The sequence below is a fragment of the Ruminococcus intestinalis genome (assembly GCF_014288065.1).
In the GTDB taxonomy this organism is placed as follows: domain Bacteria; phylum Bacillota; class Clostridia; order Oscillospirales; family Acutalibacteraceae; genus Ruminococcoides; species Ruminococcoides intestinale_A.
Genome location: NZ_JACOPS010000005.1, coordinates 77,376 through 103,682 on the forward strand (window position 1 = coordinate 77,376; position 26,307 = coordinate 103,682).

Sequence of the window (26,307 nt, forward strand, 5' to 3'; positions counted from 1 at the left end):
ATCAAATCTCCTTTTTCAGTGTAATAACTGTTTTTTCGCTCTTGCTGTCGGCAGTGTATCTTATCTTGTGCACATAAAGTCCGTCATAAGAACCGATAACCTCATCGTTAATCGTTGCTTTGTTGCCGACCTCGCACATAAGCATATACGGACATACAAGTTCAATTTCAAAAGCATTACCGTTGCTGGTGCTTATAATTCTGTCGGCTGTTCCCACAGAACCACCGCCTGTCAATGCGTCAACATATCTTCTGCGCACAAGCCTTGTATCCGCAAGGCTGTTTTTTATTACACTGCCGTATCTGTTGCCCTGCTTCACCTTTAATCTGACATCAGAAATCACCTTGTAACGCTTTATTCTGCTTTCCGCCGAAATATACCTGTAACTTTCATTGTTGCCGAAGCAAAGCACTTCACCGTTGATACCGCCGTTTAATACAACTCTGCCGTCGCCTGTAATTCTCGGCTTTTTTCCGTATTTATTTACGCAGTAATTTTCAAGCACCTGCCATTGGCTCATGCCCTTACTGATTTTTATATAACCAAAATAAGGATTGTTGTCGCCGATGTAACCGTTAAAGCCAAACGGCTGTAAATGCCGTTCAAAAATCACGGATGATGACGCATTAAAGTAAATGCAAGGTTCTGCCTCGTTGTCAAGCAAAATACCTGCCATACTCCTCGCCGTAATTTTTACGGTAATTTTCTTACCACTGCTTTTGGTGATAATTTCGTCAATCTGCCCCTTAAACACTAAGTTTTCGCCGTCAAAGCCGTAAAGAAAATCGCCGTCCTCGCATCCTTTGATATACGGAAATTCAACGGTTACATCATCGGCAGGCACAGAAAACTCACTGTTATACACCACGGTAACGGGTGACGGCAGTAAAAGCATTCCGCTATGCGTTGTCATCTTAAATTTCAGCACAGCTTTATCACCTTTCCTTTTTGCATAAGCTCGTCCGCCCGCTTAACCCACGGATTGAGTTTTAACAGCGTTTCAATCCGAACATTGAAAGCGTAAGAAATATCCCACAAACAGTCGCCTGCTTTTGTGATGTATGTATTTACCGCCGTTTTCTTCTCTTTCTCCATAACTTCTCTGAAAACGAAGCTGTATGTAAGCATATCGGGTACAGGCTCGCCGATTACCGTAAGTTTTTCAAACACCGCATACACCGGTTTTATAAACGGCAAAGCAAGCACACCTACTCCGCCCTCCTCAAAAACTTTCCACAAATTTGCAAACTGCTCGTGGCAATCCTCTCCGCAAAGCTGACCTTTTCCTTTTATAAGCCTGTTTTTTCTGCCGAGGTTCTGAATATATGCCGTGTTTTTCGGTGAGTTAAGCTCCTGTATGTTTTTTTCGCACTCAAAACTTATCTCTTCCGGATTATATCTCCATTCATAGTTTTTAAATCTCATAGAAACAAGCGTCATCTTTCTCTTGCCTCTTCTTCCTCCGAAAATCCGTGACTGTATCGTCTGCTCTCTCTTTCAAGTTCCTCGCTGATTTTTTCAGCCTGTCCCTCGTTTTGAGCAAAATCGTTTTCTTTGTAATTCATTATGTAACCTCTCTTTTCTCGCAGCCGAGCACCATTTTCAGTATTGAAAAATCGGCGGATTTGTGTCTGCACCATGCACTTTTCACCGTGCAATTTCTGTAGGTTTCACTGCCGTCGGCAGTTTTCAGTTCAATGCTGTCCATTCTGCTTTCCTTTAAAAAGCCCTCTCTGCTCGGCACATTCATCTCTATGGTAACAGTGTATTCGTCCTTTGTATGCGCACAGCTCACACTGTCGCTCATATACTGTTTCACCCCATAAACCGTGCTGTTTTTCTGCGTTTCAACACTTATTATTCCTCCAAGGATATTGCCGTTTTTAAGCACGGTAATATCCTCTCCCTTTAAAAATTCCCTCAACCTTTAAACCTCCTCGCAAACAAAAAATTCCATAGTAAACTCAACTTTTCTGAAAATAGCATTTATATCCGTATCAAAATCAATTGCGGATACCGACAGTTCCGAAATTATTTTTTCGGTATCCGCTTTTTTCAACCCCTGCATAATCTCGCAGGTTATTTCAGAAAGTCCGTTGCCGTTTTCATCGGCAGGAGCATAAACAAAGATCTGCACTTTTGCCAAAAACTGCTCGCCCTTTACAGATGCGGAAAGATAATCACCCACATACTTTTTTGAAAGTACGGTATCCGTAACCGCAACTACCGCAAGAAAACTTGTTAAATTTATCTCTGCACCGTGGTTTCCGTGCTCTCTGATAAACTTTACCTTTGCAAGTTTTTCGTTTTGCTTAAGCCTTGCAATAATTCTGTCAAGTTGTGTAGTTATCTGATTCATACTCATCCTCCAATACCTCACCGCACGGTGCAAGTACGCCATATGCATATACTCCGTACCTGCCCACACGGTAAATATCGTATCTCCTAACAATATATTTACGGTCTGCGATTTGTATTACGCTTTTGTCGCAAGTCAGTTTTGTTTCGGGCTTGCCTATATACAAAAATCTTTCCGAAGTAACCGTTCCCGACACTTTGCGTTTTGTTGTACCGTAATATCTGCTGTTATACCTTATCGGCTGAATAAAAGCCTTTGTTTTTTCGTTATCGACCGTAACTTCCGTGCCGTATCTGTCAATAAGTTTGCCTACTGTGCCGTAGATTTTCAAGTTACCACTCTCCCGAACAAAAATCCCTCTTTCTTAATTAAATCAGAACATTTTGCAAGCTGGTCCTGCCAGAGCTTTTCGGCTTTGTCGCCCTCATCGGCGGGAGCTGTTACGGTAACATCTCCCGCCTTAAATGAAGAAACTTCGCTTTTACCGCACATAACATAAAGTTTGTACGCATAAACGGCACATAAAAACTCAATCCTGCGTTCATCGCTTGCGGAAAGCGGTTTGTCGGCAATTCTTGAATACACATAGGCACAGGCATCGTCCACAACACTACGCCACTTAATCGACTCACTGCTCTCAATACCGGAAAGCAGTTCAAATTTTTCAACAATGTTGCCCGTATTCAAAACTTCACCTCATCAGTAAGACAAAGTCTTTACGGAATCCGCAAAAATCTTTGAAAAACCTGCGGTACAGGTGATTGCCGCTCTTTCAAGCTGACGGTCAATAAGTTTGTCATAATCGGTATTTACATTGCCTGCCTGTACCATTTCGAGTGCGCAGTTCTTGTCAAAACCGATAATCTTGCTGCCTGTCATTTCCGGAGCATGAAGGAGAGATGCTCCGAGCGGTGTAATCATTCTGCCGCTTGCCTGAAAATCAAGACCTGCGTTTGCATCCTGCATCTCGCTCATAGAAAGCAACTTCTGCATAGCATCTGTCGGTGCAATAATTGTATTGAGTTCATACGGTGAAAGCTGTGACCAAAGTTTTAAAAGGTCGGCATAAGTAATTGAACCGCTCGCCGCAACATCAACATTTGCCGCAGGATTTGCGTTGCCGTCACCGTTTACAAGCACATCAATAGCGTCTTTAAGCTGTGCCCTTGCAATGTACTCGCCGATTCGTCTTAATGTAACCGTAAACAAATCAATACGCTGAAATCTTACCGCCTCATATGATGCCACAAGCATTCTGCCACGCTTGTGAAGTTTTACGAGGTTTTCTCTTGTCTTGATTTTTGTCTGCGGAATTACAGCGCCCTCGCCCACAGGCTTTAAAGTCTTGTCATCGTCTGTCATATCGGACTCAATGCTTCTGTAATCCATACCGTCAATATTTGTAACGGTAGCCACAATCTGCGGGAGAATATCCGCTCTCTCCATACCCTGTCTTACCGCACGGCTGACATATTCGGGGAAAAGTGCCGCCGAGTCCGAGGATTGGAAGAATTTTTCCACGCAGTCACTGCCGCTGCCGTTCACCTTAATGTCAAAGCGCTTGAGCTGTCTTGAAAAAGCGTCAAGATTTGAAAGCGCCGTACCCTTATAGTTTTCCGACGGGTCAAGAGTTTCAAGTACATCTGTAAGTGTCTTGCCCTTCTGCTGATACATTCCCTTTTCAATTGTAATGTTTTCAAAATTTGCCATAAATTTTACCTCCTTAAAGAATAAAGCCAACCGAGTCGGCTGTTGAATTTAACACAAGATACTCTCTGCCTGTTGTTGATGATGCCACTGCAGAACCCTCGCCCGCAGCAAGCTTCTTGTAACCCACTGTGATTTTTGATTTGGCGGGCATTGTAACATAGCCCTTAAGCTGAACCGTTGCATAACCGTCTCTCAATGAAAGGCAAATACCGCAGAATACTTCTCCGCTTGTGCAAGCCGTTACCTTGCCGTCATCAGTCATTTTTACAGGAACACCCGCTGTTTTAAGATTGGTGCCTGCCTCAAAAGTAAGCACATTTTCGTCATAACCGTTAAAATTTACATTCATTATTTAATCCTCCGTTATATTTTAAAATTGCCGTTTGATTCGGCTGTAATATTGTTTTTCTGTTTGTAAAGCTGGGGAACCGACGGCAAAATGCTGTCCGCCCTTTTTTCAAAAGCATTTTTAAATTCCTTAAGCTGAACTACGCTCATACTCTTTGCAACGCTCTCCATAGTTTCTCTTGAAATATCAGGCTGAACAACAGCCGATAATCTAAGCACTTCCGAAGTAAGGCTGTCACGGTAATATACTCCGTCGGCGGCACTTTTCTTAAGCTCATCTATGTACGAGCAAAGTTTTTTGCACTCTTCACCGCTTAAATTAATATCCTTTTCGGTGTAAATGCTCTTTAAAATTTCTTCCATCTTCATTTCCTTTCCCTTAAAACTTTTAATAACTCCCGCACTTCTTTGTGCAGGCACGGCAACAAAACTCCATTCGTAAGCGTCATAAATACCGCAAAGCTCTCCGTAACACTTTCTGCCGCCGTAGGTTTCGCCCTTTATGTGCGAGCAATGATTAAGGCTTTCGCCGCAAACACTGCATTTTACTTCACCTGCGGCACAGCCTATGCTTACTTCCTTTAAAATACCGCTGTCAATCGCCTGAATAATCTCATCGTTACCCTTGGTTTTCGGAATATATGCCCTTGCGGTAAGTCTGAAATAATCATCACCCGTTGCCGTTTTTCTGCCGTCAACGCTTTCAACCGAACAGGCAAAAATTCTTGCCGTCTGGTTTTTGGCTGTCGGCGAGTGGTCAAAAATACCCGTCTTGCCTACAAAAAGTTTTTCAAGTTCAAAAAGCGACTCCACGGTAAAACGCTCGTTGTCACGGTCAATATCGTTGTCGCACAAAACCACACCGAAAACATATACCTCGTCCTTTGTCAGCTTTCTGCGTGAATACGCATTGATAAGCTCCAATTCCTTATCGGTAACCTTGGCGGTTGTGCTGTCTGTCACCGCATTAATTTCCTTTTTAATCTCTCCTGTCATTTTTCACCTTACCTGTTTCAAATTCAATCTGTTCTGCCCTTGCATTGTTAAGTCTTGCGTTTGAAAGCTGAACCGCATCCTGCATATTAATGTCGTCCCATTCAACCGCAAAACTGTCGGTGTAACCCTCAAGCCTTAGCACAGCTCTTATAATCTTTGTGATAATCGGGTTGAGCAATGTTCTGTAATATTCAAGCTCACTTGTAAGAATATCCGCCTGCTGTTCACTCATTCTCTCCGTGCTTGACCACGAAAAGCCGAGTAAAAACGGCGGCAAACCGAGTTTTGCAACAATCTGCTCAAGCAGATGCTTAATAGGCACATCGCAATCGGGAATCTGATTTTCCGCACCGATTACTTTTACCGATACATCACCCACCGAAACAAAGTCGCACACGCTTTCACTGCGCATAGCCTTGCTCCATTCATCGGCAATCATCCTTGCGCTGTCCTCTGTAAATACAGTGTTGTCTGACGGTTTGCAAGTAACCGCAAAACGCACATTGCCTACCCTTTCCCAGTTGGTTTTGATTGACTCAAAAATCTTTAAAAGCACCGAACTTACAAACGGCAAACCTTTTAAAAGCGAACTGCCTCTGACAGTGCCGGGTTCGGGATTTAACAGAGTGGCAAACACAAGGTTTGAATACTTAACCGGGGTAATTATTCCGTCGTTTTTTGTGCAAATCACAAGGTCAAGCGGTGAACTGCCCTCCTGTATCTCAACATCGTCAACACTTGCATTGTAAAGTGCGACAACTCTTTTTCCATCACGGGAAAGCACCATTTCGCCCACAGCCTCGCCGTAAGTCAAAAGTGACTCCATATACGAATACACAAAGCCGTTAATGCCAGTGCCTGTGCCGTTTGTGCATACATTGCTCATAAAATCATCAATAATCTGCTGACAGCGGCTGTTTTTTGCCGTAACGGTAAAAGTACCGAGCAAGCGTATCAGCTTACATATTGCCGCATCTATTACCGGGACTGATTTACGCAGATTTCTGAACAATTCACGCTCCGCAGCCGTACTGCTCACATCCGAAAGCATTGCAAGAGGGGAATTGATTTTCCTCTGTGCGGTCTGCACAACCGTGCCCTTGCTCTCTTTCTTTTTGCGTGAAAACAAATTCAATCTAACACCTCCTATCGCCTAAGGGCAAATACCGAAAAGCCCTTTTTGCCTGTCGATATTGACGCCGTAAAATACCTTATATCATCCATTGAATGGTCATTCTCCTTAATCGGCACATCTGCGCCGTTTTTTGTGTCCCACCTGTAAAGTGCAAATTCTCTCCTTGCGTCTTTGCAGGTTGAGCAGATTTTTATTCTGCCGTCCTTGAGTGCCTGACTTACAAGCCGAATACCGTTTACAACATTGTTTTCGGCGGGCACTGCATTAAATCTTTTATGTCTGCGTATTACCTCAATAAAACTTGCGGCTGACGGGTCAACTACTACCCGACTTACTTTTCTGTTGCCGATAAGCTCTTCGAGTTTTGCGTAATGCTCCTCATCGGTGCGTTGATAACCCTCTCTGCGTGAATCAAAATAATACTCCTTAATTCGATACCATACGGAATTTTTTTCACCCCACAAACCGAATGACGCAGGGTTTACCGTACCGTAATCGCACGAAACCGCAAAATCGTCAAAACCGACATTGGGCACTTCGCAGTACATTTTTTCATCGTCCATAAACGGATACACCGCACCGTGCACCGCAACCCATCTGCCGAGCACAAATCGCTGATAAAACACACCTGAATACAAACCCTCGTACCTTTGACGCACCTCTTTTGAAAGCGACGGATTGTCCTCCATTGTAAAATGCAGGTATAACGCATTTTTGCTGTCGGCTTTCCGAATCCACTCGGTGTAGAACCAGTGACGGGGATATTCGGGATTGCAGTTAAACCAAAACTTTGAACCGTTTACCGAACATCTTGCAAGCGCCTGCTCCACAAAAGAACGGGGCATAAGCGCCACTTCGTCAAAAAGCACACCGCAAAGTGTCATACCCTGAATGAGAGAGGCAGAGGACTCGTCCTTACCTCCAAAAAGGTAAAACCTGTTTTCAATATCGCCGTAGCGCACGATAAGTAAATTTTTTGAAATTTGCTCACTGCACTCAAATCCGAGGCTTTTAAGCACGGGAATTATCGGAGTTACCATATTTCTGCGCAGAGAGCGAATAGTCTTTCCGCAGAGGGCAAAATCCGAATTTGCAAAGCTGTAAAAGCTCCACGCAAAAAACGAAATGCTCATACAGAAAGTTTTGCCCGAACGCACTGCACCGTCACAGATGATTGCGTCGTAATTTTTGTATCGGCTTTCCTTGCACCACCACGAAAGCACCTTAAGCTGTTGTTTTGAAAAAGTATCAACTTTCATCGGTTTCACTTCTCAATGCCTCCGCTCCCCTGGCAATAGCGTCATAAAAAGGAGTTGCCCTGTCCTCTTTTTCGCTGTCGTCTGTCAGCTTTTCAAGTGCTTTGAGCCTGTCAAAAAATTTGATTTCCATAGAACCGTCCTTTGGTCTTTTTATTTCTGAAACCAAAAACAAATCCATATGCTCAAGCTGTTCCCTTGACGGATTTTCCATATATAAAAGCGACACGGCGTCAGAAATTTTGCCGAAAGCAAGCCTTCTGTAACCCACGGTGGCAATCTCCGAAAGCGAACTTGTGCGGCATTTGCCGAGCCTTTTAATTTCATCGGCAATATCTTCTCTGCACAAAAGCTCTTCTCCGCTCCTCTTTGGATTTCTGACAAAGCCTGCGTTATAAGCCGCCTCGTCAGCACTTCCGCAGCTTACAAAACAATTGCAAAAAGTTTTTTCCTTGGCGGTAAGTCCTTTTGATTTTCTTTCCATAAACACCTCCGTTTGAAAAGCAAATTTAAAACTGCCTTTCAACTATACATACAAAAACTTCAAAAATTGCATTAATTAGGCTAATTTTTCAAAAAATAATTTAAAAAAATTTTTAAAATCGGTTTTTTCTAAGTTTTTTCAAAATTCAGTACCCGATTTTAATCAATTTCAATCTTTTAACATATTTTCAATAAAATGTTAAAAACTAAGCCTTGAACAATCATTTAATACAACACGGAGGAAATATGTTTACTACCGATTACAACACAAATCTTCAAATAATTTCAGACGCTCTGCGCAGTGAACAAAGTTTTGACCTTGTCAAGCGTGACCTTATAATTGCCGACCGTAAAGCTGCTTTATTTTTTATTGACGGGCTTTTAAAAGATGACATTACAGAAAAAATACTTGAATTTTTTTACAAAAATGTAAAATCCGAAAATTTTAAATCCGCACTCTATTTTGCACAGTCCGCAGTCCCTTATGTTGAAGTAGAAGTAACTTCTGACCTCAAAAAAATATGTACAGATGTCTTAAGCGGTATTTCCGCACTTATAATAGAGGATTTTACCGAAGTTATCCTGCTCGACACACGAACATACCCACAGAGAAGTACAAGCGAACCCGACAACGACAAGGTTTTGCGTGGCAGTCGTGACGGCTTTGTGGAAACGCTGATAAACAACACCGCCCTTATCCGTCGGCGAATCCGTGATACAAATCTCACGGTAAAAGCATACTCGGTAGGCACTCAATCCCACACAGATATCGCAGTTATATATATGGAAAACAAGGTTGACAAAAAGCTCCTTGCAAATCTCGACAAACGCTTAAAAGCCATTGATGTTCCATCGCTTACAATGAATCAGCAAAGCCTTGTCGAGGCGCTCTACAAAAATTTGTGGTACAACCCTTTTCCAAAGGTTAAGCATACTGAACGGCCCGACACCACAGCCTCTGCCATTCTTGACGGCAACATTGTTATTCTTGTAGACAATGCTCCCTCTGCCCTGCTTTTGCCGACTTCTATCTTTGATGTGCTTGAAGAAGCTGACGATTATTACTTTCCGCCTGTCACAGGCACATACCTAAAACTTGCACGGTATTTTATAACAATAGTAACCGTGCTTATAACCCCGTTGTGGCTGCTTGCACTGCAAAATCCCGACTACTGCCCCGAGTTTTTTCGCTTTGTACTGCTTGACGAACCGCAGAACATTCCCGTATTCTGGCAGCTTATTCTTATGGAGGTCGGAATTGACGGACTGCGGCTTGCCGCTCTCAACACTCCGAACAGTCTTACCACACCGCTTAGTATTATCGGCGCTATAGCTCTTTCTGAGTTTGCCGTTGAGTCGGGCTGGGTATCAATGGAGGCAATCCTTTATATGGCGCTTGTCACCGTTGCAAACTTCACACAACCGAATTTTGAACTCGGCTACTCGTTTAAATTCTGCCGTGTACTCCTACTTGTACTGACCTATATATTTAATGTATGGGGATTTATAATTGCGTTTATAATAAATCTCGTTTTACTTTGCACCAATCGTACGCTCTCAAGCAAAAGCTATTTATATCCGCTTGTTCCGTTTAACGGCAAAGAATTTCTGCGCAAAATTCTGCGAATACGCAACCCACGCTAAATCATTACCAAGGTAATTTCTGCATATATTTTACAAACGAGGTGATTATATGCAGAAAAAACTGATGTATCTTGAAATAGCGGGAATTTTATTTATAGTTATAATGTCTGTCTTTATGCAAAATCTGCTTGATTTGAGCGGACACACACTTATCGGCGTAATGTTCGGTTCGGTAAACGACAGTATATGGGAAATAGAAAAAACCTTGCTCTTTCCGTATCTTTTATGGGCGGGAATCGAACTTTTATGTATAAAAATTCCGTTTCGCAAATTTATTGTCGCAAAGGCGGTTTCCCTTTGGTTTTTCTGCCTTTCATATTCGGCAATTTGCCTGCTGTATTCTCTTACAGGTGCGCAAACCCACTTTCTGCCCGAATTTACCGCCGCACTCATTTGCTGTACTTTAGCTTTTTTCATATCTTTCCGCTTGACGGTCGGCAGCAAAAAGTGTGAGGTACTGTTTTACCCCGCATTTTTTATGTTGCTGCTGTTTGTGGTTTTGTACTGCTCGCTCACTCCGTTCCCTATGCACAATTATCTTTTTATGGACAGAACCACAGGGCTGTACGGCATAATTCCCGAAAATTTTGACAAAGGAGCAGTATATCTCGACAGCTTTTTTTCGCTAAACTATTCCTAATCAATTTAATATGTGTTATAATTTAAAGAGTATCTGAAAGCATACAGACAAAATTATGACTTTCAGATACTCAAAAAACAGATTATCGACAAAGCGAGGAAAGCTTTATATGAATAACAGAAACAACGATACAGAAGTAAAGCCTGATGTTATAGCAGGCAGAAATCCTGTAAGCGAGGCTATCCGCAGCGGCAGACCTATTGATAAAATTCTTGTCGCAAGGGGCGAAAAGAGCGGCGCTGTTGTGGGAATTCTTGCCAAAGCCAAGGACAAGGGCATACTTGTAAAAGAAGTTGACCGCACAAAACTTGACTATGTAAGCGGCAACGAAAACCACCAGGGCATTGTCGCTTTTGCCGCTGTCAGAGAATACTCAACCGTAGATGATATTCTTGCGTATGCGGCAGAAAAGGACGAGCCTCCTTTTATTGTAATTCTTGACGAAATCGAAGACCCGCACAACCTCGGCGCTATCATCCGTACCGCAGAATGTGCCGGAGTTCACGGTGTAATTATTCCGAAAAGACGCAGTGTGGGACTTTCCTACACAGTAGGCAAGGCGTCTGCCGGTGCAATAGAATATATGCGTGTGGCAAGAGTAACAAACATTGCCGCCCTGATTGATGACCTTAAGAGCAAGGGCGTATGGGTGTACGGTGCAGATATGAACGGTACAGACTACCAAAAATGCAATTTTTCGGGTGCGTGCGCAATTGTAATAGGCAACGAGGGTAAGGGAATTTCCCGACTTGTGCGTGAGAAATGCGATGTTATAGTATCTTTGCCGATGAAAGGACAAATAAATTCTCTTAATGCATCTGTTGCGGCAGGCATTATAATGTACAGCGCAATGAAAGACAGATAAACGCTTTTTGTTAAAGGAGTGATAAATTTGCCGAATAACCAAACCAATGAGGACAGCAAGCTTATTGACCGTGACAGAGAGGTTGACGAAATCTTAGAGGAATCAAAATACCTCTTAGATCAGGAAAAAATGGAGCTTACTGCTCAAAAATACAGAGCAAAACAGCCTGTTGCCGAAATTTTCAGCAATGCAGATAAAAAGCCGAGGCTTGAAAACAGCAATCCTCTTGATGTGGATAAAGAACAGACTGTAAACGAAAATGAAATTTCAGGCGACAAAACAGCCACTACCCTGCAAGCCGAGCTTGTTCTTGAGGGTACGGACGATGACTACCCGTCACCGCAAAACGAAATTTTAAAAGAAACCGAAAAAAATACGAAGCAGGATAAAGACGAAAAATCGGAGGAAAAGCAAGAAACCGCTCTTGAAGAAAACAAGTCAACAGAGCAAACAAACTCCGACGAAAAAACAGATACTGACTCGGAAAACGAAGACGACGAAGAAATTGTCACCCTTACTCCCGAATATTCCGAGGGCACAACTTTTTCTCAAGATATTTTAGACGATGTCGACCAGTTCAACGACAACGAAACTCACATAAAAAGTATACATACTATTGATATAGATATTACGGACGACGATACCAAACCGCCCAAAGCTCCGAACGAGCCGCAGGGCAAGTTTGACGAACTGTTCAAAACTCCCGAGCCCGATGTAAAACAGCACAAAAAGGTTATAGCCAAAGTGCCTGTTTACCGCAAAGAGGGCGAGCAGAACGCACTGAATGTAAAAGCGGGCAAATTTTCCGAGGTTGTCGGATATGAGTACGAGGAATATATAAAATCAAAAAATCCGTCGGTAATCGCTCATGTAATAAAGCCCGAAACCAAGCGTACAGTCATTGTTGAAGAGGACGATGACGAAGTTGAGCCGCTTGATTTTCATTCGGCATCAGAAAAGATAATGTCGAGCCTTGTGGGATTTTTTTCAAAAGATGCGTCGGACGATAACGACACTCCCGTTAAGGAAACCGAAGTGGTCGATGACTATATGGGCGAAGATGACGAAAAGAGCATAATGCAGGAAATCAACCTGAACATAAAAAAGCTCTTTGGCAGAACAATGCTCACAGGCGGACTTGCACTTGTATCAATAATAATTACGGTGCTTGTAAGACTGTTCCCACAGGCAATATGCAGCGCAGTATTTTTTGCTCCTGTTGCCTATGCGGTAATCAACTTTTTGCTAATCGGTTTTTCAACCTTTGTAAACAGAGTATCAATAATGAGCGGACTTACACCGCTTACGCATTTTAAAGGAAATTCCGATACGGCGGTTGCACTTGCGGCGGTTGCGTCCGTAATACAGACAGTGGTATCTTTCTTCTGTCTGTACGGAGTTACCGGCTTTGACATCAACTACTATACGGTAATAGTTCTGGTTGCTTTCTTTGCCAACAACTTAGGCAAATTGCTTATGGTACTGAGAGTTAAAGAAAACTTTAAGTTTACCGCTGCCGACGGTCAGCGATATGCCGCTAAAATTTACAATAACGAATCTGTGGCAACACAGATGATGAGCGGTACGGCTGTTGAGCAGCCAATCATTGCTTATCAGCACCGCACGGGTTTTCCGTCAAACTTTCTTAAGATCTCCTATGCACCCGACCCCAGTGAAGATCTCGCCTCCAAGCTTGCACCTGCAACCTCAATAATTGCGGTAGTGGTTGCGCTCCTTTACGGCATATTCTTCGGTTCGTTTTCGGGTGCGGTAAATGCATTTGCGCTTGTATGTGCGGTATGCGTTCCTGTTTCAACATTACTTGCGGTAAACATTCCTATGTATAACCTCTGCAAAAAACTTTTGCCTACAGGCGCAATGCTTTCGGGTTATCCGTCGGTAAAACAGTTCTGCGACAGTACGGCGGTAATGATTGACGCAAACGAGCTTTTCCCTGCCGACTCGGTATTCCTTGACGGCATAAAGACTTTTGAGGATTACAATACAGACGAATCGCTTTTGTGCGGAATTGCAATTCTTAAAGAGGCTAAAAACCCGATTGCCAAAGTATTTGAAAAGGTAGTCGATGAAACCGAGGGCGATTTGCCGGAGGTTGAGAGCGTTCTCTACGAAGATGAGCTTGGACTTGTAGGCTGGGTAAACGGTGAACGAATCCTTGTCGGCAACCGTGAGCTTATGACAAAATACAGCGTAGAAACTCCGAGTATTGAGTATGAGGACAAGTACATTCAGAGCGGCAAACAGGTAACATATGTTGCCCGTGCAGGCAGACTGATTGCAATGTTTGTAACTCACTATATCGCCGATTCAATCCTTATGCCGGAACTTCACAGAGCCGAGGCAAACGGAATCAGCATACTTGTTCACTCAACCGACTGCAATATTACAAATGACCTTATATGCAGTCTTTACAATGTATTTTACCGTACGGTAAAGGTACTTCCCACAGGACTTGGCACGGTACTTAAGGAATGTAAGTCTACATTTGAAGAAACTTCAAGAGCTTACCTCATCACAAACGGTAAAACATCGGCTTTCTTAAAGGCTGTATCGGGAAGTGTACAAATAAAGCGTAATATTTCACTTTCAATCGTAATTCAGCTTATCTCGATTGTACTCGGCGTACTGCTCACAGCCACCCTTGCACTTTATGCGGGAGTAGGCGTGCTCGGCACACTTGAGGTACTTATATATTCAATGTTCTGGGGCGTTGCCACACTTGTTGCACCGCTTATACATAAAACCTGATGAAAGGAAGTTTGCAAAATGAAAATTGCTCCTTCACTCCTCTCCTGTGACTTTGCAAAAATGGGAGAAGAAATTGAAAAAATGGATAAATGCGGTGCCGACTATATGCACCTTGATGTTATGGACGCCCACTTTGTGCCGAACCTCACATTCGGCGCACCTGTAATAAAAGCGGTAAGAAGTTACACCGAAAAACCATTTGATGTACATCTTATGATTTCAGAACCGCTTAAGTATATAGATGATTTTGCAAAAGCCGGCGCAGATATTATTACTTTTCATGCAGAAAGCGACTCCGACATCAGCAAAACTATTGATAAAATCACAGAAAACGGCATAAAACCCGGACTTGTAATCAAACCGAACACACCTGCAAGCGCAGTTTTCCCATATCTCGACAAATTGTTTATGGTGCTCGTTATGACTGTTGAACCGGGATTTGGCGGTCAGAGCTTTATGGCAGATATGCTGCCAAAGGTACAGGAAATAAAAGCCGAGTGCGCAAAGCGTGGTCTTGATGTTCTTATTGAGGCAGACGGCGGAATCAGCACATCGACAATCAAACAGGCAGCCGATGCAGGCGTTGATGTATGTGTTGCCGGCACAGCTGTTTTCAAAGCCGAAGACAGCGCAAAAGCCATTGCCGAGCTTAAAGCTATTGCCGAAAAATAATTATTTTATAATATTTAAAAACAAAACACCGTCATTATCGGTTCTGTCCGACAATGACGGTGTTTTAGTTGTTATGTTGGTTTTGTGTTGGGGTAAATTATAGCTTAGGTAAATACTTCGTCAGGTAATTATAAAAGTTTGGTCAACCTTTTCAAAGGTTGTGGGTGTGGGCAAAGCCCACAAATACTTTTGTTTGCACAATCTAACGATAGCCGAACAGCCTGCTGTTTGGCGGCTTGAACACAACGGCGCAAGCCTCTAAAAATGCTGACAGCTCGACCAAAGTCAAGCTGTTGTTTTTTACTGATCTGCAATTTCGATATAAATATCTCCGCTTACCGTAGTTATTCGGCACTCTTCGTTTGAAACGCCTTGCGGTACATTTACCGTGCCGCTTGTTGTTTCGGTAATAAATTGTTTATTACTTAGCAATGTTCCCGATATTTCGCCGCTTACGGTATCAAGTACAATATTTTTTGCGTCACATCTTTTCAAATCTATCTCTCCGCTTGTGCTGTTTGCTTTAAGCTTTTGGCTTGCAACCGTATCGGTAAGCATAACTCCGCCGCTGATTGTTTTTGCAAAAATTTCTTTGCCTTTTACATTTGACAAGTCAATCTCACCGCTTACAGAACTTGCATTAATACACTCGGTTGCCGAAATATTATTTATAATTACATCTCCGCTTGTAGACTCGGCATTTAATTTTTCCAGATTTAAATTCTCCGCATAAACATCTCCACTTGTCGATGAAATATTAAGTTCTTGTTTTACATCGGCTTTTACACTTACATCACCGCTGATACTGCCGACCTTTGCATTATCAAAAGTAAATTCGTTTGCAACATCAATATCTCCGCTCATTGAAGCTGCATTCAAAGAATCATATTTGTTTTTCGGCAAATAAACCGAAACCCTCATATCCGAAACGAAAAATCCGATATTAATACGCTCAAACCAGTTGCGTTCATCTTTCACACGGACTGTTAATGTATTGTTTTCGTTTACAACAGTGTGAGTAACTTTTTCCCGTTCATCACACAATACCCGACATTTATCATCATTTGATTTATAAAAATTTATATTGCTTGCCGCGTCCTCTATTATAATATTTGTAAAATCGTCTTCAACAGTATAAGTATGCGTTACAAAATCTGATGTGCTGATTTCATTAAAATTAAATCCAAGACTGTATATACCGCAAAATCCGCAAATCATTCCAACCGCTACAAGAATTACAGCTACCGTTATCAGTATCTTTTTTGATTTCTTCATTATACTTCCTCTTTTCTTATAAACAAGGATTTTATCCAAATCCATATTTTTTTACTGACAAATACCATTCCTTTTGTAATTTGATTAATTCCGAAAAACGACAGTATTGACAAACCCGCACATACAAAAGCTCCGCCAATCAGCACGAGCATCGCAAATATATTGGCATTTGAGGTAAAAGCATATGCCACTGTACTTACCAATGTAAAAATTCCGCTTACCGCCAAACTGAAATCAGCCGCATAAAAAGACAAAACCACAGACCATATAACTATGTAAACCGTCAGAACAATAACTATTGCGGTTAAAAGCAGAGGAAACCAAATGGGAGAGCCTACTGCGAGCAATACTATTTCCCACACCTTCCAATCGTGTTTTTTGCTGACTGTTCTTTTAACCAATTTTGGCAATGAAGATTCCGATAAAATTTGCTGTATAATTTCGTTTACCGAGCCTATATCTTCAACAGCCTCATTTTCGGTCATACCCTCGTCCATTCTGTCGTCAATCATTTCACTGTAAAACTGAACCGAATTTTCTATATCTTCTTTCGGCAATCCCGATAAACCGTTATACAATGCCCCAAGAAATTCCTGTTTACTCATCATCATTTTCCTCCTTTATGATAAACCGATAAATTGATACTATCTCGTGCCACTCATTTTTAAAATCTTCTATTCTGTTTAATCCCTGTTGTGTAATATGATAATACTTGCGTAACCGTCCGTTATACTCTACCTTATTGACGGTAAGCATTTGAGCGGTTTCCAATCTTCTTAAAATCGGATACAAAGTTGATTCGGATATTTCCACATACGGTTTCATATCTTTTATAATCTGATAACCGTAAGAATCTTTGTTTTTTATAGCGGCAAGCACGCATATGTCCAAAAGTCCTCGTTTCAGCTGAACATCCATATTATACCTCCCTTTGCACAATACTATACATCACATAGTATTATATGTCAAGGACTTTTTTCAGATTATATAATAAAAATTTTGAACAGCCTATTAAAATCTCTCACCGTTATGTTCAAGCCGCAAAACAATAAAAAACAAAAGCAGTTTCAAAGCATTGTCTTTGAAACTGCTGAATTTACAATAATATTAAATCATAACTCAAGACCGTTTGTAGTCTTTAAAAACTCATTAAGTTTGTTGTAAATAATATCTACGCCGCCTACCGAATCACTCTCAATATTAAGCGGCTTGAACACAACGGCGCAAGCCTTTAAAAATGCTGACAGCTCGGCCAAAGTCAAGCTGTTGTTTTTTGTGTAACTTTTAATATTTTGATATAATAATGTTAAAATATAAATTGCTCACGAATATTTTTATAATTATATCGTCTATATATATGAAAGCTAAAAAGGAGGGATTTAATTGAATGACAAACAAATAATTGATTTGTACTTTTCAAGATCGGAACAATCTATAAAAGAAACAAAAATCAAGTACAGTTCTTTTTGTCGAAAAATAGCATATAACATTCTATCAAATAATGAAGATACCGATGAATTTGAAAATGATACTTACCTTAAAATATGGAATTCAATTCCGCCTAATAACCCTGAAAATTTTAAGGCATACATAGGCAAAATCACAAGGAATATTGCACTTGATATATGGAAGAAAAACCATACTCAAAAAAGAAACGCAGGTATTGAAATTCTTTTCAGCGAAATGGAAAATATATTATCAGTACCACAGACAGACACCGAATATGAACTTGAAGAAATTACACCAATAATTAATAAATGGTTATTAACTCTGAGTAAAAAAGAACAGGCTTTATTTATATTGAGGTATTGGCAAGGAGAATCTGTAAAAAGCATTGCAAAGCAATGGAACACATCTTCAAACAAACTTTCAGGCAAACTTTTCAGATTAAGAAACAATTTAAAACAGGCACTCGAAAAGGAGGGCATATTTCTATGAAAAAAACAATGATGAAATCTTATATAATTCAATCAGCAATATTGACGAAAACATAATTGCATCTTCTTTGGTTTTTAAACCCAAAAGCAAAAAAATTATTATATGGGCAAGCCTTGCAGCCTGTTTATGTGCGGTCTCCGTTACTTATGCAGTCATATATAAAAATAATTTTAATAAGCCGGTCAATAATTTTGAAGTTTTAAGTACAACTAACAGCAGTTCTGACTTTCACATTTACTCCCTACCTAAAGTCTTATCAGAGAACAGTGAAAATTCAAAGCAAAAGGTTTTATTAAGTCCTGTAAAGACTTTACTTGACAGCAACACGGGTATTCATGCAATTACTTATACCGTTGATTTTAAATCAGACGGTTCACCTTACGATGAAAGAGATACTTCTTATAGCGGAAATATCATTAAACAAGATTTATTTGATATATCGCCCGACAGTATCGAATTTTCCATTGCAAGCGATGCTGTTGAATATTATAATGTAACAGTAAAAAATAATTGCATATCTTATCAAAGTGATTCAACCGTTTTTTCAGGTCAAAAATCATTTGAAAATATTAAAATTTCAGACAACGGTTTCATAACATGGCGACCCACCTGCGAAAAATTTTCAACAGAAATTCTGTCTATAACCGGTAAGGAAGAACCCGATTATAACAGTAATATTCTGGATAGAACAGCATACTCCGATGCCGAAAAAACAGTGTATGACAGTATCAAAAATTTTGATGAGTATTTTGGAGATACATTAACCTTTGAATTGCATTATAAAAACAATGCCACAAAAACTGTTTATGTAAATATTTCAATAAATGAAAACGGAAATTATATGGTAAATTACAGTTAAATATTAAAAAACACAGCAGTTCCGAAGAATACACCTTGGAACTGCTGTGTTTTTATAAAATCATAACTCAAGACCGCTTGTAGTCTTTAAAAACTCATTAAGTTTGTTGTAAATAATATCTACGCCGCCTACCGAATCACTCTCAATATTCAGCGGCATAATCGGGTCGTGCACTGAAAGTCTTAACAAGAACCAACCGTCACCGTTATCCTTATCAAAAGATACTCTTATGCCCTCACGATTATCGTTTGCTACATTCCAACCGTTCTGCGCCATTGCGTATGCAGTGAGGTCGCCAATGATTTTTTCGCCGCAAGCCTTAAAATCAGGCTCAAGAATTTTGAATCTGACTTCCTTGCTCTCAACAGGCTCTTTAAGTTCCGCTGTAAGCTCGTCAAGCTCCTTGCCCTCTTTGCGCATTTGAGCCGCTTTAATAATTATCTTTGTGCAAAGGTATGCGCCGTCATCAAGAAAATAATTTTCTTTCATTGCGGCATGACCTGAGGTTTCAATAGCAAGCGGACAGTTAATGCCTTGTGCGTTGAGCTCAAGCGCCTTGTCAATAACATTCTTGTATCCTCTGCGGTAGCGGTAATGCTGACCGCCGAGTGTGTCTTCAATAAATTCCTTAAGACCGGAAGAAGTGATAGAGTCGGTTACAACAGTACCGCCCTCGTTACCCTCAAGTGCGATAGCCGCCGCTACAGCAACAAGGCGGTTACGGTTAATTTCATTGCCCTTGTTGTCTACAGCGCCGCCACGGTCAACATCAGTGTCAAAAATCACACCGAGGTCGGCATTTGCCTCTTTTACTGCCTCGCAGATTGACGCCATAGCTGTTGCGTCTTCAGGGTTCGGAATATGGTTCGGGAACATTCCGTCAGGCTCAAGGTAACGACTGCCTGTTGTATCCGCACCGAGTACAGAAAGTACCTTATCGGCATAAAAACCGCCTGCACCGTTACCTGCATCAACTACAATCTTAAAGCCCTTAAGCGGATGATCGTAATCCTCCGCATTTACTTCTTCTTTAATTTTTTTGCAAAGGCCCTTTGCATAATCGGTCATATAATCAACTTTTTTGATTTCGCCGCAAGAATTTTCGGCAGGTGATTCGCCGTTTTGTGCATACTCAAGAATTTCTTCGATATCACTGCCCTCAAGACCGCCCTCACGGGTGAAGAATTTTAGACCGTTTCTGTTAAACGGGTGATGGCTTGCAGTAATCTGCAAAGCACCGTCACAACCGAGGTCAACGGTTGTCATAAACATTGACGGAGTAGATGCAAGCGAACAATCCAGCACGGTTGCTCCGCAGCGTTTAAAACGCTCACTGCAAATTGAAACTATATGCGGGCCGGAAATTCGGCTGTCACGACCGATAGAAATTGTAAGAGTTTCAGGAGCTTTGCTGACCTTTTTTGAAAGCCAAAGCACAAAGCCGTCTGCCATTCTTGCCACAACATCATCGGTAAGGTTTACGGGTTGACCCTCAACGCCCTCGCTTGCTACGCCTCTGATGTCTGTACCGCTTTTAAACTGCTTATAAAACTTGTCTAACATTTAAAGTACCATTCCTTTATTGTATTTTCGGATATTTCATTCTAAAAAAGCATACCCTTATTATAAATTACTGCATTAATTATAACCCATAGCCGCAAAAATCTCAATATATAATAATTTTATTTTTGTAAAAAAAGTGATTTTTTGACGCTTAACTTTCCCTTTTGGTAGTTATTTTCACTAACAGCATTATAATTTTAATAAGCAAACAAATTTGTTTATCAAATGATTTTTGTGCATAATATATATATTTATATACAACACTTTGTAAGCTGTTCACATTTAATTTGACTTTGCAACAAATTTTTATAAAAAAAATTGTTGACTTTTATGGAATTGTGATTATAATAATAATTGTCAAGTAAACAGTCCGCTTGACTATCGACTGATTATACAGTCAGACTACTCGAGTAAGGTTTAATTAGGTCGAACATAAATAATTATTTTGCCAAATGGTAAATGGCACAACAATTTTATATTATCATTTTGGAGGAATTTTTTATGACACCTATTCTTAGTTTACACAATATTGATGTAGTCAAATTTCTCGCTGTACTTGATACTTGCGAGGGTAATGTATTTCTCGTTACTAACGAAGGCGACAGATTAAATCTTAAAAGCAAACTCTGCCAGATCGTCGGTCTTACAAAACTCATTGAGGGCGGTAAGATTGCCGAAGCAAGCATTATTTGCGAGAATAAAAACGACGAGAGCAAACTCTTCCGTTTTAACTTCTTTGGCGACACTGCAGATGCAGAGATTAATAATTAAACAGCTATTCACGTTTTCACGTTAATTTCAAAACTTCTAAATCCAGAGGCAGTCGCTTAGGCGACTGTTTTTGGCATATAATACATTTTTAGCAAACCTTTTTATAATAATGCACATTTCTTAAGTTTTGTGTTATAATTATAAAAAGGTTATTTATTTTTGGTGGTGTGATAATGAAAATCGCCGTAATTGACGATGAACAAAGATATATGGATATTCTTGCCCGTGTGTGCAACGGATATTTTACAATCAGAAGTGAACAAGGCTCGGTAGATTGTTTTTTAAACGGACAAGATTTTTTAAATAAATGCAGTGAAAATCTATATGATGCGGCATTTATAGATATTTATATGAGCCCTATTAACGGAATTGAGCTTGCCGAGGAGCTTAGAAAAATCAGCAAAGATATTCTAATTGTTTTTGTTACTACAAGTTCCGACTTTATGATGCAGGCTTTTTCTGTTCATGCGTTTCACTATATAATAAAACCGTATATGCCCGAACAAATTTACAAAGTTCTTGACGAAGCGGCTTTTTACATAAAAGATAAAGCAAAATTTATTCAGATTGTTTGCGACAGAAAATCCGTAATGATTTCTGTCAAAGAGATTATGTCTATTGAATCCGATGCACATTATCTGAATATTTCTGTTGTGTCCGGTATGACATACCGCACAAGAATGACTATGAATGAATTTTTAAAACTTACCGATAATGACGAAAGATTTATACCCGTAAACCGTGGCGTTGTTCTTAATGCGGATTATATTGAGCGCATTGACGGTGCTCTTTGTATAATGGGCAACGGTACAAGATTTTCGATAAAAGTGCGTGAAAAAAGTATCATAGAAAAACGGGTAAGAGATCATATGTTTAAAAAATTAAGGGAAAATCAGGGGATTTGAGGATAATATGGATAGGGTAGAATTTTTAAAGGGACTTTTTTCTTTTTCTATAATCATTCCCGCAAGTATAATGTGTTATTTGCCGATGAAAAATCAGCTTAAATTTTCGGTTAAAAAAATTGCTTTGATTTTGGCGGGGGCTTTTGTAATTATTGCAACGGTATCTTCTATAATAACGGTACTTTTTAACATTCGTACGATAAACACGGTGCTTATGCCCGATATGATAATCTGCTTTTTACTGTTTCGGTATACGGTAAAAACAGATTTTGCCAAAACTCTGTTTGTATTTTTGAGCGTTATATGTCTGTTTTCGACTTTCTCACTGTTTACTTATGAAATTGAATCGTTTTATAAGCCGGAAATGGATTACGGAATAAGTTTTTCGTTTGATTTGCTGTTTATGGGAATAAGTTTGTTCTTTATGGCAATACTTGCGTATCCTATGCTGAAATATTATTCCTGGATGATAGATAACATTGAATATAAAAAGCTTTGGTATTCATTTATGGTTTTACCGATTATTGTAACTCTGTTAAATATTTACTCCATACCGATCACATATTTGAATTTGCGTGTGGGAATGATTGGCATAAAGGCGTTAATGATTAACAGTATTATATTTTTGCTGTATATATTGGTATTTGCGCTGTTTTACATATTCAGTAAAACTACAATTGAAAAGACCAAGCTTGAAGAACAGAACTTTATGCTTGAAATACAGACAAGCTATAACGAATCTCTGCAAACATATATTAATCAAACCGCAAAAGCCAGACACGATTTAAAACACTCGGTACATCTTGCGCAGTGTTTGCTTGACGAGGGCGATTTGGACTCATTGAGAAAATACCTTTGCAAGTACTATCAGGCACTTAATATTACTGCTCCCGTAAGATTATGCAGCAGTAACGCTATAAACGCAGTGCTGAATTATTATCGCCAAAGCGCAATTGACAATGAAATAGATATTACTTGGAAAATAAATATGCCTCCTAAATCCGAAATACCAGAAGTTGACTTCTGCGGTATTTTAGGAAACTTAAGTGAAAATGCAATTTCCGCATGCAAAACAATAAGCGAGGGCAGAAAATATTTTGATTTGTCAATCGACTATAAGGGCGACTATATTTATATTGCTGCAACGAATAATTTTTGCGGAGATTTAAAGAAAAGTGACCGAGGCTATGAGTCCACAAAACATAAAGGCGGAGGAATTGGACTGCGTTCAATGAGAAATATGGCAGAGGTTTATGGCGGATATTTTGAAGCTGTTGATGTCGATAATAAGTTTTGCGTTAATATGACATTAAAATATGTAGATGTTAATGCATAAATTTTAATTCAAGCCGGACAGCCTAATTAACAATGTTCTATTCTAAATATTGGGATAACTTTAAGCAATTTGCTAAACTATAATTTACTCCAACTTTGACAAATAATCATCAACAAAAACGGCGGTAATCCAAATAGGATTGCCGCCGTAACTTTTAAATAAATCTATTAAAATTCAAGCATAGCAAAACTCTGTGCCGACATTTTTACCTTATTGTCAGCAACCTCTGTTGTTCCGATTTCATATACTTTTTTAGCGCCCTTAGCATTGATTTCGATTTCGCTGTCTTTGCCGAGTGGGTTAAAGAGCATTACAAACTTGCCTCTCTTATATCCGAAAGGGAATTTACCCGGCTCGAAAATCATTTCAAAATCACCGTTGCCGTGAAGGTCATCGTTTGCGTGACGAATGGCAATAATGTCTGTAACAACCTTATAAATACTGTCAGGGTTGTTCTGCTGATTTTCAACTGTAGGTGCGTTTTCGTCTGTATCAACAGGGAGGTAAGGTGTATCGCTTGCAGAAAAGCCGAGGTTTTTGCCGCTGTTCCACTGCATTGGTGTACGCGAACCTGTACGGCTGAAACCGCCCTCTTTGCTTACAAGGTTTTCCTGATATTTCATACCGATTTCGTCACCGTAGTAAAGGAACGGAACACCCGGCATAGTGAAAATCATTGCATATGCAAGTTTAATTGCATCCATACCGAAGTAGTGTGTCATTCTCGGCATATCATGGTTATTTGTCATAAAACTGATGTAGCCGTTATTCTTTGAAAGCTCATAAGCAGGGAGATATTCGTCTGTAAAGTTCTTAATATCGCCCTTGCCGTTTGGATTAAAAATACCCTTATTGCCCTCATCGTCACCGTAACGGAAAAGTCTGCTGTAACCGTTGCCGTGGTGGTCAAGATAGAAGTCCATATGGAAACCTGCGTTGTTGATTGCTCTTTCGGGATTGCACCATTCGGCTACCATTGCAGCCTCAGGATAATCTTTGTCGAGCATTTCACGGATACCACGCCAGATTTTTGCTGTCGCAACCTTTTCATCATCGTTCTTTACGAGCGAGTCTGCCATATCAACTCTGAAACCGTCTGCGCCCTTATCAAGCCAGAAACGCATAATGTCCTTGATTGCTTCTACTGTAGCAAGGCAGTCCGGATGGTCGCACGGCAGCTGCCACTCCGGATGTGTGATTTCGTGAAAACCGTAGTTGAGAGCAGGCTGTGAGCTGAAATAGTTTACCAAATAGTTACCGTCACGCTCGCAGATACCGCACATCATTCTGTACTGCGGCGGTGCGTCCCATACTGATTTTGTAAAGATATAACGGTTTGTATACTCACTCTTTTGAGCTTTTTTAGACTCTAAAAACCAAGGGTGAGTGTCCGATGTGTGGCCGGGAACGAGGTCAAGGAGAATTTTCATTCCTTTTTTGTGAGCCTCGTCAAAAAGTCTTACGAGGTCATCGTTTGTGCCGTAGCGGGGAGCAACCTTTTTGTAGTCACGAACATCATAACCTGCGTCCATAAACGGTGAATCGTAAACGGGGTTGAGCCAGATTGCGTTACAGCCGAGCCCTTTTACATAGTCGAGTTTTTCGATGATACCGTTAATATCACCGATACCGTCACCGTTGGTGTCATAAAAGCTTTGCGGGTAAATTTCATAGAAAACCGAATCGTTGAGCCATTGTGGCATAGAAAGCATCCTTTCTTTTGTTAATTTTTATTATTACAATAACATAGTAACATTATTGAGGATTTTTGACAAGCATATTATGCGTTTTAACAAAAATATTACTATAATTTGCTTGGTATATTTCCAAAAATAATTACTTGCAGGAAACGGCATTTCATCATAATATATATAAGAATAATTTTGCGGCAAAGCACAATGTGAGGAGGGAGATTTTTTGACGATTGATAAAATAAAAAGCAATAAAATACTGATAACTCTCTGCGATGAAGATATGCGAGATTTTTCGCTTGATTATGATACTTTAAGCCTGTATGACAGCCATTCCAGAAAGATACTTATGCGAATTTTGCAGATAGCCTGTTTTAAAACAGATATAGAAATAAAAGATAAACGAATGATTGTGGAGGCGCTTCCGACTGTTGACGGTTGTATGCTGCTGCTGACGGTTGAGGATAAAAACAGGAAAAAATACAGACTGCAAAACGGTAAAAAATGCAGCTGCTACGATGTGGGCAACAGCAAGAATTTTCTTGATGTAATCCAGTTGCTTTACAAACAGAATGTGTGCTGCAACAAAAATTCTGCCTATGAAAAAGACGGAGTTTACTACCTTATTTTTGATTATCCGGCAGTACCAAAAAGATTTAAGCGTATTTTGCACGAATACGGTGTACGGTGCGGCGATAATATTTTTGCCGCAAATCTGCGGGAAAATGCACAAGAAATCTGTCGTTCAAACGCAATTGCCGTTATTGGAAAATGTTTGTAAAATTATACTATGCATACCTGCTAAACAAAATCACTCAAACAAAAAAAGCAAGCGCAATCGTCTGCAACACGATTGCGCTTTTGTGATGTTTAAAGTCCCCAGACTGCCATAACTGCGTTGTAGTAATCTTCCGAAAGCTGTTCTTTTAAAATTTTTCTGTCATCTTCACAGTTTGTAAAAGCATTGCGGACATTTTCACCAACCTGTACCTCAACATCGTTAATGTTTATAAATTTCTGTCTTAACACGCTCACTCCCTCTTTTGTAAGCATATCAAGCGTAATTTTTTCTGTAACCTCCATTTTAATCCT

The 26,307-nt window shown here is 40.2% G+C and carries 31 protein-coding genes; 11 read left to right on the forward strand and 20 right to left on the reverse strand.

Translation table 11 applies throughout. The annotated features are described in order from the left end of the window. Position 1: 1 nt before the first annotated feature. Genes H8R91_RS10375 through H8R91_RS10430 form a run of 13 tightly spaced genes read right to left on the reverse strand, consistent with a single transcriptional unit; the run spans position 2 to position 8,288 of the window. Complete coding sequence (locus H8R91_RS10375; protein ID WP_186936059.1) at positions 2-928, reverse strand: hypothetical protein; 927 nt, start codon at positions 926-928, stop codon at positions 2-4. Next, positions 922-1,440 carry a LysM peptidoglycan-binding domain-containing protein gene (locus tag H8R91_RS10380; protein WP_186936061.1) on the reverse strand — a complete coding sequence of 173 codons (519 nt, stop codon included), beginning with the start codon at positions 1,438-1,440 and terminating at the stop codon, positions 922-924. The genes H8R91_RS10375 and H8R91_RS10380 overlap by 7 nt, the downstream gene beginning before the upstream one ends. Beyond that, positions 1,437-1,565, reverse strand: a complete 129-nt coding sequence (locus H8R91_RS12320) for a hypothetical protein (RefSeq protein WP_022235608.1) — start codon at positions 1,563-1,565, stop codon at positions 1,437-1,439. The genes H8R91_RS10380 and H8R91_RS12320 overlap by 4 nt, the downstream gene beginning before the upstream one ends. Beyond that, positions 1,565-1,924 carry a hypothetical protein gene (locus tag H8R91_RS10385; RefSeq protein WP_022235609.1) on the reverse strand — a complete coding sequence of 120 codons (360 nt, stop codon included), beginning with the start codon at positions 1,922-1,924 and terminating at the stop codon, positions 1,565-1,567. The genes H8R91_RS12320 and H8R91_RS10385 overlap by 1 nt, the downstream gene beginning before the upstream one ends. Before the next feature lie 3 nt (positions 1,925-1,927). Further along, positions 1,928-2,359, reverse strand: a complete 432-nt coding sequence (locus H8R91_RS10390) for a hypothetical protein (protein ID WP_022235610.1) — start codon at positions 2,357-2,359, stop codon at positions 1,928-1,930. Continuing rightward, the gene (locus H8R91_RS10395; RefSeq protein ID WP_186936063.1) at positions 2,334-2,690 is read right to left on the reverse strand and encodes a hypothetical protein; all 357 of its coding nucleotides are present in this window, start codon (positions 2,688-2,690) and stop codon (positions 2,334-2,336) included. The genes H8R91_RS10390 and H8R91_RS10395 overlap by 26 nt, the downstream gene beginning before the upstream one ends. Then, complete coding sequence (locus H8R91_RS10400) at positions 2,687-3,046, reverse strand: hypothetical protein (protein WP_186936065.1); 360 nt, start codon at positions 3,044-3,046, stop codon at positions 2,687-2,689. The genes H8R91_RS10395 and H8R91_RS10400 overlap by 4 nt, the downstream gene beginning before the upstream one ends. 12 nt (positions 3,047-3,058) lie before the next feature. Next, the gene (locus tag H8R91_RS10405; protein WP_186936067.1) at positions 3,059-4,069 is read right to left on the reverse strand and encodes a phage major capsid protein; all 1,011 of its coding nucleotides are present in this window, start codon (positions 4,067-4,069) and stop codon (positions 3,059-3,061) included. A gap of 13 nt (positions 4,070-4,082) precedes the next feature. Continuing rightward, positions 4,083-4,418, reverse strand: a complete 336-nt coding sequence (locus H8R91_RS10410) for a hypothetical protein (protein WP_186936069.1) — start codon at positions 4,416-4,418, stop codon at positions 4,083-4,085. A gap of 14 nt (positions 4,419-4,432) precedes the next feature. Then, the gene (locus H8R91_RS10415) at positions 4,433-5,413 is read right to left on the reverse strand and encodes a hypothetical protein (RefSeq protein ID WP_186936071.1); all 981 of its coding nucleotides are present in this window, start codon (positions 5,411-5,413) and stop codon (positions 4,433-4,435) included. Then, entirely contained in the window at positions 5,397-6,548 is a 1,152-nt protein-coding gene (locus H8R91_RS10420) for a serine/threonine protein phosphatase (protein WP_186936073.1), read from the reverse strand. The genes H8R91_RS10415 and H8R91_RS10420 overlap by 17 nt, the downstream gene beginning before the upstream one ends. 11 nt (positions 6,549-6,559) lie before the next feature. After that, a complete protein-coding gene (locus tag H8R91_RS10425; RefSeq protein ID WP_186936175.1) occupies positions 6,560-7,807 on the reverse strand; it encodes a PBSX family phage terminase large subunit in 1,248 nt (415 codons plus the stop codon). Further along, positions 7,797-8,288 carry a terminase small subunit gene (locus tag H8R91_RS10430; protein ID WP_186936075.1) on the reverse strand — a complete coding sequence of 164 codons (492 nt, stop codon included), beginning with the start codon at positions 8,286-8,288 and terminating at the stop codon, positions 7,797-7,799. Before H8R91_RS10430 ends, H8R91_RS10425 begins: the two co-directional genes overlap by 11 nt. A gap of 245 nt (positions 8,289-8,533) precedes the next feature. On the opposite strand from H8R91_RS10430, the gene H8R91_RS10435 reads away from it, so the two are divergent. From H8R91_RS10435 to rpe, 5 genes are all read left to right on the forward strand, one after another. Further along, positions 8,534-9,931: a spore germination protein gene (locus H8R91_RS10435; RefSeq protein WP_186936077.1), complete on the forward strand. Its 1,398-nt coding sequence runs from the start codon at positions 8,534-8,536 to the stop codon at positions 9,929-9,931. 49 nt (positions 9,932-9,980) lie between these two features. Beyond that, on the forward strand, positions 9,981-10,571 hold the full coding sequence (locus tag H8R91_RS10440) for a DUF6512 family protein (protein WP_186936079.1): 591 nt from the start codon (positions 9,981-9,983) through the stop codon (positions 10,569-10,571). Between the two features lie 109 nt (positions 10,572-10,680). Further along, on the forward strand, positions 10,681-11,436 hold the full coding sequence (gene rlmB / locus H8R91_RS10445; RefSeq protein ID WP_022235621.1) for a 23S rRNA (guanosine(2251)-2'-O)-methyltransferase RlmB: 756 nt from the start codon (positions 10,681-10,683) through the stop codon (positions 11,434-11,436). A gap of 27 nt (positions 11,437-11,463) precedes the next feature. Further along, complete coding sequence (locus H8R91_RS10450; RefSeq protein ID WP_186936080.1) at positions 11,464-14,205, forward strand: hypothetical protein; 2,742 nt, start codon at positions 11,464-11,466, stop codon at positions 14,203-14,205. An 18-nt stretch (positions 14,206-14,223) separates the two neighbouring features. Continuing rightward, entirely contained in the window at positions 14,224-14,877 is a 654-nt protein-coding gene (gene rpe, locus H8R91_RS10455) for a ribulose-phosphate 3-epimerase (protein ID WP_186936082.1), read from the forward strand. A 300-nt stretch (positions 14,878-15,177) separates the two neighbouring features. On the opposite strand, the gene H8R91_RS10460 is transcribed toward rpe, so the two are convergent. The 4 genes from H8R91_RS10460 to H8R91_RS10475 form a co-directional block, all read right to left on the reverse strand. Beyond that, positions 15,178-16,152 (reverse strand): DUF4097 family beta strand repeat-containing protein, encoded by a 975-nt coding sequence (locus H8R91_RS10460; RefSeq protein ID WP_186936084.1) that lies wholly within the window; start codon positions 16,150-16,152, stop codon positions 15,178-15,180. Continuing rightward, on the reverse strand, positions 16,152-16,757 hold the full coding sequence (locus H8R91_RS10465; RefSeq protein ID WP_186936086.1) for a DUF1700 domain-containing protein: 606 nt from the start codon (positions 16,755-16,757) through the stop codon (positions 16,152-16,154). The genes H8R91_RS10460 and H8R91_RS10465 overlap by 1 nt, the downstream gene beginning before the upstream one ends. Beyond that, complete coding sequence (locus tag H8R91_RS10470; protein ID WP_022234027.1) at positions 16,750-17,070, reverse strand: PadR family transcriptional regulator; 321 nt, start codon at positions 17,068-17,070, stop codon at positions 16,750-16,752. Before H8R91_RS10470 ends, H8R91_RS10465 begins: the two co-directional genes overlap by 8 nt. 194 nt (positions 17,071-17,264) lie before the next feature. Next, positions 17,265-17,408: a hypothetical protein gene (locus H8R91_RS10475; RefSeq protein WP_186936088.1), complete on the reverse strand. Its 144-nt coding sequence runs from the start codon at positions 17,406-17,408 to the stop codon at positions 17,265-17,267. A gap of 127 nt (positions 17,409-17,535) precedes the next feature. Here H8R91_RS10475 and H8R91_RS10480 point away from each other — a divergent pair, with 127 nt between their 5' ends. Together H8R91_RS10480 and H8R91_RS10485 are read left to right on the forward strand one after the other, a co-directional pair. Then, the gene (locus tag H8R91_RS10480; protein WP_186936089.1) at positions 17,536-18,090 is read left to right on the forward strand and encodes an RNA polymerase sigma factor; all 555 of its coding nucleotides are present in this window, start codon (positions 17,536-17,538) and stop codon (positions 18,088-18,090) included. A gap of 67 nt (positions 18,091-18,157) precedes the next feature. After that, positions 18,158-18,949 (forward strand): hypothetical protein, encoded by a 792-nt coding sequence (locus tag H8R91_RS10485; RefSeq protein ID WP_186936091.1) that lies wholly within the window; start codon positions 18,158-18,160, stop codon positions 18,947-18,949. Positions 18,950-19,009: 60 nt separating this feature from the next. Here H8R91_RS10485 and H8R91_RS10490 read toward each other — a convergent pair whose 3' ends face one another. Beyond that, positions 19,010-20,512: a phosphohexomutase domain-containing protein gene (locus H8R91_RS10490; protein ID WP_186936093.1), complete on the reverse strand. Its 1,503-nt coding sequence runs from the start codon at positions 20,510-20,512 to the stop codon at positions 19,010-19,012. A gap of 501 nt (positions 20,513-21,013) precedes the next feature. Between H8R91_RS10490 and H8R91_RS10495 the strand changes: the two genes are divergently transcribed. From H8R91_RS10495 to H8R91_RS10505, 3 genes are all read left to right on the forward strand, one after another. Further along, complete coding sequence (locus H8R91_RS10495) at positions 21,014-21,283, forward strand: hypothetical protein (RefSeq protein ID WP_186936095.1); 270 nt, start codon at positions 21,014-21,016, stop codon at positions 21,281-21,283. A gap of 173 nt (positions 21,284-21,456) precedes the next feature. Next, positions 21,457-22,188 carry a LytR/AlgR family response regulator transcription factor gene (locus tag H8R91_RS10500; RefSeq protein ID WP_186936097.1) on the forward strand — a complete coding sequence of 244 codons (732 nt, stop codon included), beginning with the start codon at positions 21,457-21,459 and terminating at the stop codon, positions 22,186-22,188. A gap of 7 nt (positions 22,189-22,195) precedes the next feature. After that, positions 22,196-23,524: a sensor histidine kinase gene (locus H8R91_RS10505; protein WP_186936099.1), complete on the forward strand. Its 1,329-nt coding sequence runs from the start codon at positions 22,196-22,198 to the stop codon at positions 23,522-23,524. Positions 23,525-23,691: 167 nt separating this feature from the next. Here H8R91_RS10505 and H8R91_RS10510 read toward each other — a convergent pair whose 3' ends face one another. Further along, a complete protein-coding gene (locus tag H8R91_RS10510; protein ID WP_186936101.1) occupies positions 23,692-25,227 on the reverse strand; it encodes an alpha-amylase family glycosyl hydrolase in 1,536 nt (511 codons plus the stop codon). A 214-nt stretch (positions 25,228-25,441) separates the two neighbouring features. On the opposite strand from H8R91_RS10510, the gene H8R91_RS10515 reads away from it, so the two are divergent. Beyond that, complete coding sequence (locus H8R91_RS10515) at positions 25,442-25,996, forward strand: adaptor protein MecA (RefSeq protein WP_186936103.1); 555 nt, start codon at positions 25,442-25,444, stop codon at positions 25,994-25,996. An 89-nt stretch (positions 25,997-26,085) separates the two neighbouring features. Here H8R91_RS10515 and H8R91_RS10520 read toward each other — a convergent pair whose 3' ends face one another. After that, positions 26,086-26,298, reverse strand: coding sequence for a hypothetical protein (locus tag H8R91_RS10520; RefSeq protein WP_022234557.1), 213 nt, complete (start codon positions 26,296-26,298; stop codon positions 26,086-26,088). Positions 26,299-26,307: the final 9 nt, after the last annotated feature.

What these genes read in the sequence shown, in the direction of transcription:
- H8R91_RS10500 (WP_186936097.1), top strand. Translation starts at nt 21,457, where the DNA reads ATGAAAATCGCCGTAATTGACGATGAACAAAGATATATGGATATTCTT.
- H8R91_RS10440 (WP_186936079.1), top strand. Translation starts at nt 9,981, where the DNA reads ATGCAGAAAAAACTGATGTATCTTGAAATAGCGGGAATTTTATTTATA.
- H8R91_RS10435 (WP_186936077.1), top strand. Translation starts at nt 8,534, where the DNA reads ATGTTTACTACCGATTACAACACAAATCTTCAAATAATTTCAGACGCT.
- H8R91_RS10470 (WP_022234027.1), bottom strand. Translation starts at nt 17,070, where the DNA reads ATGGATGTTCAGCTGAAACGAGGACTTTTGGACATATGCGTGCTTGCC.
- H8R91_RS10430 (WP_186936075.1), bottom strand. Translation starts at nt 8,288, where the DNA reads ATGGAAAGAAAATCAAAAGGACTTACCGCCAAGGAAAAAACTTTTTGC.
- H8R91_RS10380 (WP_186936061.1), bottom strand. Translation starts at nt 1,440, where the DNA reads ATGACGCTTGTTTCTATGAGATTTAAAAACTATGAATGGAGATATAAT.
- H8R91_RS10495 (WP_186936095.1), top strand. Translation starts at nt 21,014, where the DNA reads ATGACACCTATTCTTAGTTTACACAATATTGATGTAGTCAAATTTCTC.
- H8R91_RS10465 (WP_186936086.1), bottom strand. Translation starts at nt 16,757, where the DNA reads ATGAGTAAACAGGAATTTCTTGGGGCATTGTATAACGGTTTATCGGGA.
- H8R91_RS10425 (WP_186936175.1), bottom strand. Translation starts at nt 7,807, where the DNA reads ATGAAAGTTGATACTTTTTCAAAACAACAGCTTAAGGTGCTTTCGTGG.
- rlmB (WP_022235621.1), top strand. Translation starts at nt 10,681, where the DNA reads ATGAATAACAGAAACAACGATACAGAAGTAAAGCCTGATGTTATAGCA.
- H8R91_RS10460 (WP_186936084.1), bottom strand. Translation starts at nt 16,152, where the DNA reads ATGAAGAAATCAAAAAAGATACTGATAACGGTAGCTGTAATTCTTGTA.
- H8R91_RS10520 (WP_022234557.1), bottom strand. Translation starts at nt 26,298, where the DNA reads ATGGAGGTTACAGAAAAAATTACGCTTGATATGCTTACAAAAGAGGGA.
- H8R91_RS10505 (WP_186936099.1), top strand. Translation starts at nt 22,196, where the DNA reads ATGGATAGGGTAGAATTTTTAAAGGGACTTTTTTCTTTTTCTATAATC.
- rpe (WP_186936082.1), top strand. Translation starts at nt 14,224, where the DNA reads ATGAAAATTGCTCCTTCACTCCTCTCCTGTGACTTTGCAAAAATGGGA.
- H8R91_RS10490 (WP_186936093.1), bottom strand. Translation starts at nt 20,512, where the DNA reads ATGTTAGACAAGTTTTATAAGCAGTTTAAAAGCGGTACAGACATCAGA.
- H8R91_RS10390 (WP_022235610.1), bottom strand. Translation starts at nt 2,359, where the DNA reads ATGAATCAGATAACTACACAACTTGACAGAATTATTGCAAGGCTTAAG.
- H8R91_RS10410 (WP_186936069.1), bottom strand. Translation starts at nt 4,418, where the DNA reads ATGAATGTAAATTTTAACGGTTATGACGAAAATGTGCTTACTTTTGAG.
- H8R91_RS10415 (WP_186936071.1), bottom strand. Translation starts at nt 5,413, where the DNA reads ATGACAGGAGAGATTAAAAAGGAAATTAATGCGGTGACAGACAGCACA.
- H8R91_RS12320 (WP_022235608.1), bottom strand. Translation starts at nt 1,565, where the DNA reads ATGAATTACAAAGAAAACGATTTTGCTCAAAACGAGGGACAGGCTGAA.
- H8R91_RS10405 (WP_186936067.1), bottom strand. Translation starts at nt 4,069, where the DNA reads ATGGCAAATTTTGAAAACATTACAATTGAAAAGGGAATGTATCAGCAG.
- H8R91_RS10510 (WP_186936101.1), bottom strand. Translation starts at nt 25,227, where the DNA reads ATGCCACAATGGCTCAACGATTCGGTTTTCTATGAAATTTACCCGCAA.